The organism is Pseudomonas sp. CAN1, from assembly GCF_030462585.1.
Classification (GTDB): domain Bacteria; phylum Pseudomonadota; class Gammaproteobacteria; order Pseudomonadales; family Pseudomonadaceae; genus Pseudomonas.
In genome coordinates this window covers 68,521-81,765 of record NZ_JASMRU010000025.1, presented here as the reverse complement: position 1 = coordinate 81,765, position 13,245 = coordinate 68,521, and the positions used below count along the sequence as shown (strand labels likewise).

Genomic DNA, 13,245 nt, shown 5'->3' with positions numbered 1-13,245 from the left:
TGACCGCCACCGTGACCGACGCCGATGGCGACCACCAGAGTGCCAGCCTCGACCTGGGCAGCAAGCTGACCTTCCTCGACGACGGCCCGAGCATTTCCGTGGGCAACACCGAAGGCCTGCACCTGACCGTGGACGAGACCAATCTCGGCCAGGCAGCCACCAGCACTGCTGCTGCAGCTGATCTGTTCAATGCCCAGTACGGCGCCGACGGTGCCGGTTCGACCACCTACAAGGTGTCCACCACCGACAACACCGACAGCGGCGTGAAGGACACCGCCACTGGCGACAAGATCTTCCTGTTCAACACCGCCAATGGCGTTGAAGGCCGTGTAGGCGGTGCGGATGGCGCAGTCGCCTTCCGCGTGACCCTGGGCGAGGACGGCAAGATCACCCTCGACCAGCTGCGTGCGCTGGTTCACCCGGACGCTGCTGACTCCAACGACCCGCTGAGCCTGGGCGAAGGCAAGATCAGCCTGACCGCCACCGTGACCGACGCCGATGGCGACCACCAGAGTGCCAGCCTCGACCTGGGCAGCAAGCTGACCTTCCTCGACGACGGCCCGAGCATTTCCGTGGGCAACACCGAAGGCCTGCACCTGACCGTGGACGAGACCCAGTTGGGCGTTCCGGCCACCAGCGACTCGGTTGCCGATCTGTTCAATGGCCAGTACGGCGCCGATGGCGCGGGCTCGATCACCTACAAGCTCGAAGCCGCCAACAACACCGACAGTGGCCTGAAGGACACGGCGACCGGCAGCAAGGTCTTCCTCTACAACACCGCCAACGGTGTCGAGGGTCGCCTGGAAGGCACCAGCACCGTTGCCTTCCGCGTGAGCATCGACGGTGACGGCAAGGTCACCCTGGAGCAGCTGCGCGCCCTGGCCCACTCCGACCCGAATGATTCCAACGACTCGCTGAGCCTGGCCGGCAAGATCGACCTCAGCGCCACCATCACCGACAAGGACGGCGACAGCGCCACCGCGCACATCGACCTGGGCGGCAAGCTGAGCTTCCTCGACTATGGCCCGAGCATCGAGCCGTGCAAGGACGCCGATATCCGGCTGACGGTGGACGAGACCCACCTGGGTGTCGGTGACACCAGCAGCACCAGCGTGGCCGACCTGTTCACCACGCACTTCGGCGCCGATGGCGCGGGTTCCATCACCTACAAGGTCGGCACCAGCGATGGCACCGACAGTGGCCTGAAGGACACCGCAACGGGCGAGAAAATCTTCCTCTACAACACCGCCAATGGTGTGGAAGGGCGTGTTGGCACCGGCACTGACGTGGCCTTCCGTGTGACCCTGGATGCCGATGGCAAGGTCACCCTCGACCAGCTGCGCGCGGTGGTTCACCCCAACGCCAGCGATGCCAACGATGGCGTCAGCCTCGATGCGAACACCATTACCCTGACCGCCACCATCACTGATGGCGACGGTGACCACGCCTCGGCGAGCATCGACCTGGGCGGCAAGCTGACTTTCCTCGACGACGGCCCGAGCATCGAGCCGTGCAAGGACGCCGACATCAAGCTGACCGTGGACGAAACCCAGCTCGGCCAGCCCGACACCAGCAGCGTCAACGTGGCCGATCTGTTCAACGCCCACTATGGCGCTGATGGCGCCGGCAGCATCGAGTACAAGCTGAGCGCCGCCAACAACTCCGACAGTGGCCTGAAGGACACCGCCACCGGCAGCAAGATCTTCCTCTACAACACCGCCAACGGTGTCGAAGGTCGCCTGGAAGGCACCAATACCGTTGCCTTCCGCGTGAGCATCGACGGTGACGGCAAGGTCACCCTGGAACAGCTGCGGGCGATGGCCCATCCGGATGCCAGCAATCCCAACGACGCCCTTCACCTGGCCGGCCAGGTCAGCCTGACCGCCACCATCACCGACGGTGACGGCGACCATGCCTCGGCGAGCATCGACCTGGGCAGCAAGCTGACCTTCCTCGATGACGGCCCGAGCATTGCTCCGTCCACCATCTACGACATCAGCCTGGAGGTGGACGAGTCCAACCTGGGCAACGATGCGCGCGTCGAATCCAGCCTGGTGTCGCTGCTGTTCGAATCGCACTTCGGCGCCGACGGCCCTGGCAACATCACCTACAAGGTGAGCACAGCGGATGGCACCGACAGCGGCCTGCGCGAGACCGCCAGCGGCGACCGTATCTTCCTCTACAACGAGAACGGCACGGTGGTCGGCCGCGTTGAACACAGCAATGCCATCGCCTTCGTGGTCAGCGAGGACAACGGAGCGCTGGTGCTCGACCAGCGCCTGGCGCTGGTGCACGGTAATCCGAATGACTCGGACGAACCGCTGCGTCTTGAGAATGGCAAGATCACCCTCACCGCGACCGTCACCGATGGCGACGGCGACCACGCCTCGGCCTACGTCGACCTGGGCAGCAAGATGGTGTTCTACGACGATGGCCCGAGCATCGAGCCGTGCACCACGGCGGACATCAAGCTGACGGTGGACGAGACCCAGCTGGGCGTCGGCGCCAGTGCCTCGGCCAGCGATGTGTCCGGGCTGTTCACCAGCCACTTCGGCAATGACGGCGCGGGCGGCATCACCTACAAGCTCACCACTGCAGACGGCACCGATAGCGGGCTGAAGGACACCGCTACCGGCAGCAAGATCTTCCTCTACAACACCGCCGATGGTGTGGTGGGCCGCGTGGAGGGCACCAACCTGGTGGCCTTCAGCGTGACCCTGCACAACGGCGCCATCACCCTCGACCAGCAGCGGGCGCTGGTACACCCGACCACCACCGACTCCAATGAGCCGCTGAGCATCGGCAGTGACAAGATCAGCCTCACCGCCACCATCACCGATGGCGACGGCGACCATGCCTCGGCGCAGATCGATCTGGGCGGCAAGCTGACCTTCCTCGACGATGGCCCCAGCATCCAGCCTTGCACCGATGCCGACATCAGCCTGGTGGTGGACGAGACCACCCTGGGCAGCGCTGCACGGGTCGAAGCCTCGCTGGTATCGCAGCTGTTCACCACCAGCTATGGCGCCGATGGCGCGGGCAGCGTGACCTACAAGGTCAGCGTGGCCCAGGAGGGGACTGACAGCGGCCTGCGCGCAAGCGCGGACGGCGCGCGCATCCTGCTGTTCAACGATGGCAACGGCGTGGTCGGCAAGGTGGAAGGCACGAACACCATCGCCTTCGTCGTACGCCCCGATGGCGGTGCGCTGACCCTGGAGCAGCGCGTCGCCTTCATTCACCCCGACAGCCACAACGATGATGAAACGCTGAGCATCGCGACCGGCAAGATCAGCCTGACCGCCACCGTGACCGATGGCGRCGGCGACCATCAGAGCGCGACGGTGGACCTGGGCAGCAAGCTGATCTTCCACGACGACGGTCCGAGCATCGTCGCCAACCAGGCCAACGGTCCGGCGCTGGTGGTGGACGAGAGCAACCTGAACGCCAATGCCAGTGCCAGCATCACCAGCCTGTTCACCAGCCACTACGGCGCCGATGGCGCCGGCTCACTGGTGTACAAGGTGGTCGCCGGCACCGACGGCGGCGACAGCGGCCTGCGCGTCACCAATGGCGACAAGATCTTCCTGTTCAATGAAAACGGCGGCGTGGTTGGCCGCGTGGGCGGCTCCGGTGGTGCCATTGCCTTCACCGTGACGGTGAACAACGGCAATGTCATCCTCGACCAGCAGATGGCGCTCAAGCATCCGGACGGCAGCAACCCGGATGACGCTTTGAGCATCGCTGGCGGCAAGATCAGCCTGACCGCCACCATCACCGATGGCGATGGTGACTCCCACAGCGCCAGTGTCGAACTGGGCAGCCAACTGAGCTTCCATGACGACGGCCCGAGCATTACTGCCAGCTCCCAAGGCGCCCCGGCGCTGACCGTGGACGAGAGCAACCTGGGCGTCGACGCCAGCGCCAACATCACCAGCCTGTTCACCAGCAGCTACGGCGCCGATGGCGCCGGCTCGCTGGTCTACTCGGTGGCTGCGGTCGGCAACGGTAGCGACAGCGGGCTGAGCATCACCAACGGCACCAAGATCTACCTGTTCAACGAAAACGGCGGCGTAGTCGGCCGCGTGGGCGGCTCCGGAGGTGCCATTGCCTTCACCGTGACGGTGAACAACGGCAGCGTCACTCTCGACCAGCAGATGGCGCTCAAGCATCCGGTCACCACCGACGCGAACGATCCGCTGAGCATCGCCACAGGCAAGATCAACCTGGTCGCCACCATTACCGACGGCGACGGCGACTCCAAGTCCGCCAGCCTGGACCTGGGCAGCAAGCTGACCTTCCTCGACGATGGCCCGACCATCAGCGTGGACACCAGCCATGTGCCGACCCTGACGGTCGACGAAAGCAACCTGAGCGTCGACGCCAGCGCCAACTTCAGCACGGCGTTCAACTCCAGCACGGGCGCTGACGGCGGCAATACCGCCTACAGCCTGACGGCCACCACCGGCACCCAGAGCGGCCTGCAGACCACCGACGGGCAGAACATCGTGCTGGTCAAGGTCAGCGATACCCAGGTCGAAGGTCGCGTCGGCGGCACCGGCGGGGCGCTGGCGTTCAAGGTGACGCTCGACAGCGGCACCGGTGTGGTCAAGCTCGACCAGCAACTGGCCCTCAAGCACCCCAATGCCAGTGACCCGAACGATGCGCTGAGCCTGGCCAACGGCAAGATCGGCCTGACCGCCACGGTCACCGATGGCGACGGCGACTCCAAGGCCGCCAGCATCGACCTGGGCAGCAAGCTGACCTTCCTCGACGATGGCCCGACGGCGGTGGACGACTCGCCGCGCTGCCTGGTGCAACAGGCGCCGCCGGCGGTCAACCTGACCCTGGTGGTGGATGTCTCCGGCAGCATGGACGGCAGCAAGCTGACCAACGCCAAGGCGGCGCTGGTCAACCTGGTGCAGCAATACGCGGCCATGGGCATTGCCATCCACGTGTCGCTGCTGACCTTTGCCAGCGCGGCCAAGGACCTGGGCGACTTCAACTTCAACGGCACCTCGGATGCGCAGTACACGGCGCTGGTCAACAAGATCAACGGCCTCAAGACCGAGGACAACACCAACTACCAGGTCGCGCTCAACCTGGCCAAGACCAACGTCACCTCCGACATCACCGCTAGCGGCCATGATCCGGCGGCGATCAACCGGGTGTACTTCATCTCCGACGGCCAGCCGAACGAGGGCAACACCAGCACCGCGATCAACCAGTGGAAGGCCTTCCTGGCCAACCCGGATGGTGACAACAACGACGCCACCAACCATGTCGATGCCTATGCCGTGGGCCTGGGCACCTCGATCACCAACGCCGACCTGGTAGGCATCGACGGCAAGGGCACGCCGATCATCGTCACCCAGCCCAGCGACCTCACCGCCACCCTGCAGAACCTGGTGACCATCGACTCGGTCAGCGGCAACCTGCTGGCCAACGATGTGCCGGTGAGCGCCGACGGCACCGTGCGCATCACCCAGGTCGAGTTCGGCGGCGAGAAGTTCGCCGTGGACGCCTCGGGCGCCTTCACCAACGTCAACCCCAACGCCACCAGCGCCACCGGCAGCTACAACACAAGCACCGGCCTGCTGACGATCCAGACCAGCAGCGGCACCCTGACCGTGTACCTCAAGGACGTTGCTGGCCACCAGGCCGGCGACTACACCTACGCCTCCAAGGCCGGCGTGGCCTTCCCGGAGAGCGGGCAGATCAGCGAGGTGTTCAAGTACACCATCGTCGACGGCGATGGCGACACGGCCTCGGCCAACCTCAATATCTGCCTGAAGTACGGCCAGCCGATCCTGGTGGTGGGCAGCAATGCCGGTGACGTCGATGGCTCCTCCGTCCTGCACACCGTCCCCAGCCCGCTGGATGCGGACAAGGCCGGGCAGATCAACGGCAACGGCGGCAACGATGTGCTGATCGGCGATGCTGGCGGCGTGTCGGTCTATACCCAGCCGGGCAAGAACTACAACATCTCGCTGATCGTCGACACCTCCGGCAGCATGGGTGATCCCTCCGGCACCGCAGGGCTGACCCGCATGGCCCTGGCGAAGAACGCGCTGACCAACCTGATCAACGCGATCAAGGGCCATGACGGGGTGATCAACATCAGCCTGGTGTCGTTCAGCGACAGTTCGCACGTCACCACCTACAACGGCCTGACCACCGCCAATGTCGCCGCGCTGATCGCTGCCATCGGCAAATTGGCAGCCGACGGCGCGACCAACTACGACGACGCGATGAAGTCCGCGACCGCGTGGTTCAACACCCAGGTCAGCACCAACCATGCCGATGCAGCCCACGGTTACGTCAACCTGGCGTTCTTCCTCACCGATGGCAACCCGACCGTCTACAACGGCAACAGCAACAGCGGTGACACCACCAACTACAACGACATCAACGCCGCACTGGTCTCGGGCAACGACATGCTGCACCACGTCGGCGCCCTGACCGGCGACAATGCGGTGGACGTCAATGCCATCGGCATCGGCAACGGCATCAACAGCAACTACCTGAAGTTCTTCGACAACACCGACACCACCGGCAATGGTTCGATCAACCTCGACAACCAGACCATCACCAACAGCGTCGGCCAGCCGCAGATCATCAACACCGCCGAGCAGCTCCAGGCGGCCCTGCAGGAAGGCTTCAGCACCAGCACACCGGTGACCGTGGGCAACGACCACCTGGTCGGCGGCGCAGGCAATGACATCCTCTTCGGCGATGTCATCAACACCGACGCGCTGGCCTGGGCCGGGCACGCCGCCGGGTCGCACAACGGCCAGGGCTACCAGGCACTGGTGGACTACCTGACCGCCACCAACGGCAGCGCGCCCACCGTCGCCCAGGTGACCAACTACATCGTCCAGCACGCGGACCAGTTCAACGTCGCAGGCGACATGCGCGGCGGCAACGACATCCTCGAAGGCGGCGCCGGCAATGACCTGATGTTCGGCCAGGGCGGCAACGACAAGCTGATCGGTGGGCCGGGCGACGACATCATGTACGGCGGCACCGGCGCGGACGAGTTCATCTGGAAGTCGGGTGACACCGGCCACGACGTGATCAAGGACTTCAGCATCGCCGAAGGCGACAGCCTGAACCTGGCCGACCTGCTGCAGGGCGCACTGCCCAACGCCGACTCGCTGTCCCACTACCTGACCTTCTCGGTCAACTCGGGCACCACCAGCATCGGCGTCAGCCCCACCAGCGGCGGCACCACCACCCAGACCATCGACCTGGCCAACGTCGACCTGGCCGCCAAGTACGCCGGCCATGCTGGCAACGGCGTGCTCTCGGCAGGGGATACCCATACCGTGCTCAACGGCCTGCTGGGCGACCACGCGATCAAGACCGACACCGTTTAACCTTCGCAACACCGGTCGAAACCGCCGCCTCCGGGCGGCGGTTTCGTTTATCCCCCGCCCAACGAGGGTGGGGGCACGGCTATACGGCTGGTGAATGATCGTCGCCGTGCGTCCTCACTGCCGCCTATGCTCGGGGCCACACCATCCTCCCCAACGAACAACAAGCAACGAGGTTTCCCCATGCGCGAAGTGGTGATCGTCGACAGCGTCCGTACCGGCCTGGCCAAGTCCTTCCGTGGCAAATTCAACATGACCCGTCCGGATGACATGGTCGCCCATTGCATCGACGCGCTGCTGGCGCGCAACAACCTCGACCCGCTGCTGGTGGACGACTGCGTGGTTGGCGCCGGCTCCAACGAAGGCGCCCAGGGCCACAACATCGGCCGCAACGCCGCCGTGCTGTCGCGCCTGGGCACCCATGTCGCCGGCATGACCCTCAACCGCTACTGCTCCTCGGGCCTGCAGGCCATCGCCATCGCCGCCAACCAGGTGGCCTCGGGCTGCAGCGACATCCTGGTGGCCGGCGGCGTCGAGTCGATCAGCATGACCGCGGGCAAGATGAACCGTGACAACTTCGTCAACCCGCGCCTGGAGTCGGACTTCCCCGGCATCTACTACCCCATGGGCCAGACCGCCGAGATCGTCGCCCGCCGCTACAACGTCACCCGCGAGCAGCAGGACCTGTACTCCCTGCAGAGCCAGCAGCGCACCGCCCGCGCCCAGGCCGAAGGCCTGTTCGACGACGAAATCGTGCCGATGAGCGTGAAGTACCTGGTGGAAGACAAGGCCACCGGCGAGAAGAAGGTGCTCGACGGCGTCGTCGACCGCGACGACTGCAACCGCCCGGAAACCACCCTTGAGGGCCTGAACTCCCTCAAGCCGGTATTCGCCGAGGACGGCTCGGTCACCGCCGGCAACGCCTCGCAACTCTCCGACGGCGCCTCCATGACCCTGATCATGAGCCTGGACAAGGCGCTGGAGCTGGGCCTGAAACCCAAGGCCTTCTTCCGCGGCTTCACCGTTGCCGGCTGCGAGCCCGACGAGATGGGCATCGGCCCGGTGTTCTCGGTGCCCAAGCTGCTCAAGGCCAAGGGCCTGCAAGTCGCCGACATCGACCTCTGGGAACTCAACGAAGCCTTCGCCTCGCAGTGCCTCTACGCCCGTGATCGCCTGGGCATCGACAACGAGAAGTACAACGTCAACGGCGGCTCCATCTCCATCGGCCACCCCTTCGGCATGACCGGCTCGCGCCAGGTCGGCCACCTGATCCGCGAACTGCAGCGCCGCAACCTGCGCTACGGCGTCGTCACCATGTGTGTCGGCGGCGGCATGGGCGCCACCGGCCTGTTCGAGGCCGTTCGCTGAGCACGACGGGCGCGGGCTCACGTCCCGCCCGAATGGCGCCGGCCGCTCCACGCAAGCGGCACGGCACTGATGAAAACCCCCGGCGGTGACGCCGGGGGTTTTTCATTGGGTATGCGTTAGCCGTGGGCGCTGGTGTATGCGAGAGATTTGGTTCCCGCAAGCTCGGCGTTGGGTGGGGTTCGCGAGCAAGCTCGCTCCTACGCAGAGCACGTCAGCCGGAACTGTAGGAGCGAGCTTGCTCGCGAACCGTTTACCTGTGCGCAGATAAAGAAAACCCCGGCACCAGGCCGGGGTTTTTCGTTTGCACGAGATCAGCCGAAGATCACTGCGTCACGCGCGCCATCAGTCCTGCCGCCTGCTGCATGCGGCTGATGTACTGGGCGATTTCGCGCTCGGCATCGAAGCGGGTGAAGTAGGGCCCTTCCAGGGTTCCCTCACGGGTGGAGAAGAAGTACTGGCCATTGACCGAGCTGATCCGGTCACTGCGGTAATGGGTGGCCGCGTGGCCGTCGTCGACGCGTTGTCCCAACATATGCTGACCTCCCGAACGAAAGGATTAATTCATCCGAGTGTATGCCGCAAAGCCCCGCCGTACAGGGGCTACAGACGGATGGCGACGAACGGTGAGGGTTTGTCTCATGGATGAAACACCGCCTCTCCCGGGCGTTGGCTGAAGCTTGTCTATGCTCAGTGTCCGGCGGCGGTCGTCGCCGAACAGGGTCATCGAAAGATAGTTGTTTTTGATTATAAGAAAATCAAAATATATTCTTTTTAATGCGTAAAGACCTTGTGCATAGTGGTTACCAACACGAACAAGGAGAGACCCATGAGCTTGCGACTTGGCGACATCGCCCCCGACTTCGAACAGGAATCCAGCGAAGGCCGCATCCGTTTCCATGAATGGCTCGGCAACAGCTGGGGCGTTCTGTTCTCCCACCCGGCTGACTTCACCCCGGTGTGCACCACCGAGCTGGGCCTGACCGCCAAGCTCAAGGACCAGTTCGCCGCCAAGGGCGTGAAGGTGATCGCCCTGTCCGTCGACCCGGTGGACTCCCACGTGAAGTGGATCGAAGACATCAACGAGACCCAGAACACCGTGGTCAACTTCCCGATCATTGCCGACGCCGACCGCAAGGTGTCCGAGCTGTACGACCTGATCCACCCGAACGCCAACGACACCCTCACCGTGCGTTCGCTGTTCGTCATCGACCCGAACAAGAAGGTGCGCCTGACCATCACCTACCCGGCGAGCACCGGGCGCAACTTCAACGAGATCCTGCGCGTCATCGACTCGCTGCAGCTCACCGACAACCACAAGGTCGCGACGCCGGGCAACTGGCAGGACGGCGATGACGTGGTGATCGTGCCCTCGCTCAAGGACGAGGAAGAGATCAAGCAGCGTTTCCCCAAGGGCTACCGTGCGATCAAACCCTACCTGCGCCTGACGCCGCAACCGAACAAGTGACTCTCCGCTCCCCATCCGGGGAGTCACTGTCCGAGCAAACCTCGAGCGGGAAATCGGGCCGGTTCGCCGGCCCATTTTTTATCCTTCACGCGCGGACCACGCCGCGCTTTTTTATTCAGCCTTCACTGTCCAGCTTCTGACTTGCCCGCCAAACGGGAAGAAGACGTCAGCCCACGCCAAGGAGAACGACCATGGGTCATTCCACCTGGCGCCGCAGCCTGGCCGTCGCTCTTCTCGCGAGCCTGCCGATCGGCGCCTACAACAGCCCCGCCCAAGCCGCCGACGCCCCCAAAGAGGTGCGCCTGGACTACGCCTACTACGCGCCCACCAGCCTGGTGCTCAAACACTTCGGCTGGCTGGAGAAATCCCTCAAGCCGCAGGGCACCGAGGTGCGCTGGGTGTTCAGCCAGGGCAGCAATCGCTCACTGGAATACCTCAACGCCGGCAGCACCGATTTCGCCTCCACCGCGGGATTGGCTGCCGTGCTCAGCCGCGCCAACGGCAGCCCGCTGAAGACCGTGTACATCGCCAGCCGCCCGGAATGGACGGCACTGGTGGTGCCCAAGGATTCGCCGCTGAAATCCGTCGCCGACCTAAAGGGCAAGAAGATCGCCGCGACCAAGGGCACCGATCCCTACCTGTTCCTGCTGCGCAGCCTGCAGCAGGCCGGGCTGGACAAGAACGACGTGGAGATCGTCCACCTGCAGCACCCGGACGGCCGCGCCGCGCTGGAGCAGGGCAGGGTGGACGCCTGGGCCGGCCTCGATCCGCACATGGCCGCCAGCGAACTGCAGGCCGGCTCGCGGCTGCTGTACCGCAACGTCGACTTCAACAGCTACGGCGTGCTCAGCGTGACCGAGAAGTTCGAGAAGGAGCAGCCGGAGCTGATCAGGCAGGTCATCGCCGCCTACGAAGAGGCGCGCCAGTGGGCCGTGGCGCACCCGGAGGAAACCGCCAAGCTGCTCGCCGAGGAAGCCAAGCTGCCGCTGGAGGTGGCGAAGCTGCAACTCTCGCGCACTGACTTCAGCAAGCCGTTGCCGGGGGCCGAACAGGTGGCCGCGCTGAAGGCCGCTGCACCGATCCTGCTGGACGAGCAACTGGTGCGGCCGGGTACCGATGTCACCGCCGTGGTCGATCAGCTGATCGCGCCGCAACTGGCCGGTGAAGTGATCGGCAAGCCCGCCGTCGCCAAGGCAGGGCAATAAGGCATGTCTTCCCAGGGCCTGCCCTCCCAGAGCCTGCGCCTGGCCCGCCAGCGCCGCGCACTGAAGCCGCGCTGGCCGCGGCTGAGCTGGCGCGCCTGGCTGGTGCCGCTGCTGCTGTGCGCCGTACTGGAGTTCTCGGTACGTATCGGCTGGCTCGCCGAGCACCAGATGCCGGCGCCCAGCAGTGTTGCGCTGACGCTCTGGCAACTGGCCCAGGGCGAGCTCTGGAAACACGTTGCCGCCAGCCTGGCGCGAGTCGCCGCCGGCTTCTGCATCGGCGCGGCGGCGGCCGTGCTGATCGGCACCTGGGTGGGCCTCAGTCAGCGCGCCGAGGCCTATCTGGAGCCAACCTTCCAGGCGCTGCGGGCCATCCCCAGCCTGGCCTGGGTGCCCTTGCTGCTGCTCTGGCTGGGCATCGACGAAACCCCGAAGATCGTGCTGATCGCCCTCGGCGCCTTCTTCCCCGTGTACCTCTCGCTGGTGGCCGGCGTGCGCAACGTCGACCGCAAGTGGGTGGAGCTGGGCCGGTTGTATCACCTGTCACCCTTCGCCCTGGTGCGGCGCATCCTCCTGCCGGCGGCGCTGCCGAGCCTGTTCACCGGCCTGCGCGGTGCGTTGAGCCTGAGCTGGATGTTCCTCGTCGCCGCCGAACTGATCGCCGCCACCCGCGGCCTCGGCTACCTGCTCAGCGACGGCCGGGAAACCTCGCGGCCGGACATCGTCATCGCCGCCATCCTGGTGCTGGCGGTGCTCGGCAAGCTCAGCGACAGCCTGCTCAAGGCGCTTGAGCTGCGCGCGCTGGTCTGGCGCGATACCTTTCTAGGCAATCGTCCGCAAGAGCAGGGTGACCGTTGATGAGCGCCTTGCTGGAACTGCGTGATATCCGCAAGAGCTTCTCCGGCGTGCGGGTGCTGGACGACGTCAGCCTGAGCCTGGCGCCGGGCGAAGTGGTCAGCCTGCTCGGCCCCAGCGGCTGTGGAAAAAGTACCCTGCTGCGTATCGCCGCCGGGCTGGACGACGAGTTCGCCGGCTCCCTGGAGCGCAACCCTTTGCTGGGCTTCGGCCCGGATGGTGATAGCGGCCGTGGCGGTGGTGGCGTCGGCGTGGTGTTCCAGGAGCCGCGCCTGCTGCCCTGGCTGACCGTCGCGCAGAACATCGGCTTCGCTGACGGCTGGCTGGCCGACGAGCAGCGCATCGAGCACCTGCTGCGCGACGTCGGACTGGAAGGCAAGGGCGAACTGCTGCCCAAGCAGCTCTCCGGTGGCATGGCCCAGCGCGCGGCCATCGCCCGTGGCCTCTATGGCCGGCCGCAGGTGCTGCTGCTGGACGAGCCCTTCAGCGCAGTGGACGCCTTCACCCGCATTCGCCTGCAGGACCTGATCCAGCAACTGGCGCTGGAATACGACATCAGCATCCTGCTGGTCACCCACGACCTCGATGAAGCCTTCTATCTCAGTGATCGCGTGCTGCTGCTGGGCGGCACGCCCAGCCGCCTGCGCCGCGAATTCCCCGTGCCGCTGCCGCGCCCGCGCGACCGTCGCGCCGTCGAGCTGGCCTTCCTGCGCGGCGAAGCGTTGACCGAGCTGCACCAATCCCACGTTATCTGAGCCGACGCTCTGCGTAGGATGGCGTGGAGCGTAGCGATACCCATCGATCCGCACGTGCCGGCTGGCAGCATGGGTATCGCTGCGCTCCACCCATCCTACGGGCCCTTCCCGGCAACTCCGTCGTGGAGAGGTTCGCGAGCAAGCTCGCTCCTACATTAAAACAAAATCGCATAACTAAATGAATAAATACCATTTATTGGAATATGAGGAGGACTGGTAAGGTCTAT

Annotated in this window: 7 protein-coding genes; 6 read left to right on the top strand and 1 reads right to left on the bottom strand. The window is 65.1% G+C overall.

What is annotated here, in order from left to right; translation table 11 throughout:
* The first annotated feature begins 11 nt into the window (after positions 1–11).
* Complete coding sequence (locus QO207_RS24635; RefSeq protein ID WP_301534884.1) at positions 12–7,376, top strand: DUF5801 repeats-in-toxin domain-containing protein; 7,365 nt, start codon at positions 12–14, stop codon at positions 7,374–7,376.
* A gap of 180 nt (positions 7,377–7,556) precedes the next feature.
* A complete protein-coding gene (locus QO207_RS24630) occupies positions 7,557–8,741 on the top strand; it encodes a thiolase family protein (RefSeq protein WP_301534883.1) in 1,185 nt (394 codons plus the stop codon).
* A gap of 322 nt (positions 8,742–9,063) precedes the next feature.
* Here the strand turns inward: QO207_RS24630 and QO207_RS24625 are convergent, their stop codons facing one another.
* Positions 9,064–9,273: a DUF6316 family protein gene (locus QO207_RS24625; protein ID WP_301534882.1), complete on the bottom strand. Its 210-nt coding sequence runs from the start codon at positions 9,271–9,273 to the stop codon at positions 9,064–9,066.
* A 294-nt stretch (positions 9,274–9,567) separates the two neighbouring features.
* On the opposite strand from QO207_RS24625, the gene QO207_RS24620 reads away from it, so the two are divergent.
* The 4 genes from QO207_RS24620 to QO207_RS24605 all read left to right on the top strand — a co-directional run bounded on the left by QO207_RS24620 (position 9,568) and on the right by QO207_RS24605 (position 13,018).
* On the top strand, positions 9,568–10,206 hold the full coding sequence (locus QO207_RS24620; RefSeq protein WP_045212297.1) for a peroxiredoxin: 639 nt from the start codon (positions 9,568–9,570) through the stop codon (positions 10,204–10,206).
* A gap of 191 nt (positions 10,207–10,397) precedes the next feature.
* Positions 10,398–11,411, top strand: coding sequence for an aliphatic sulfonate ABC transporter substrate-binding protein (locus QO207_RS24615; RefSeq protein ID WP_301534881.1), 1,014 nt, complete (start codon positions 10,398–10,400; stop codon positions 11,409–11,411).
* An 18-nt stretch (positions 11,412–11,429) separates the two neighbouring features.
* Entirely contained in the window at positions 11,430–12,266 is an 837-nt protein-coding gene (locus QO207_RS24610; protein WP_301534889.1) for an ABC transporter permease, read from the top strand.
* On the top strand, positions 12,266–13,018 hold the full coding sequence (locus QO207_RS24605; protein ID WP_301534880.1) for an ABC transporter ATP-binding protein: 753 nt from the start codon (positions 12,266–12,268) through the stop codon (positions 13,016–13,018). Before QO207_RS24610 ends, QO207_RS24605 begins: the two co-directional genes overlap by 1 nt.
* Positions 13,019–13,245: the final 227 nt, after the last annotated feature.

What these genes read in the sequence shown, in the direction of transcription:
- QO207_RS24630 (WP_301534883.1), top strand. Translation starts at nt 7,557, where the DNA reads ATGCGCGAAGTGGTGATCGTCGACAGCGTCCGTACCGGCCTGGCCAAG.
- QO207_RS24625 (WP_301534882.1), bottom strand. Translation starts at nt 9,273, where the DNA reads ATGTTGGGACAACGCGTCGACGACGGCCACGCGGCCACCCATTACCGC.
- QO207_RS24620 (WP_045212297.1), top strand. Translation starts at nt 9,568, where the DNA reads ATGAGCTTGCGACTTGGCGACATCGCCCCCGACTTCGAACAGGAATCC.
- QO207_RS24615 (WP_301534881.1), top strand. Translation starts at nt 10,398, where the DNA reads ATGGGTCATTCCACCTGGCGCCGCAGCCTGGCCGTCGCTCTTCTCGCG.
- QO207_RS24605 (WP_301534880.1), top strand. Translation starts at nt 12,266, where the DNA reads ATGAGCGCCTTGCTGGAACTGCGTGATATCCGCAAGAGCTTCTCCGGC.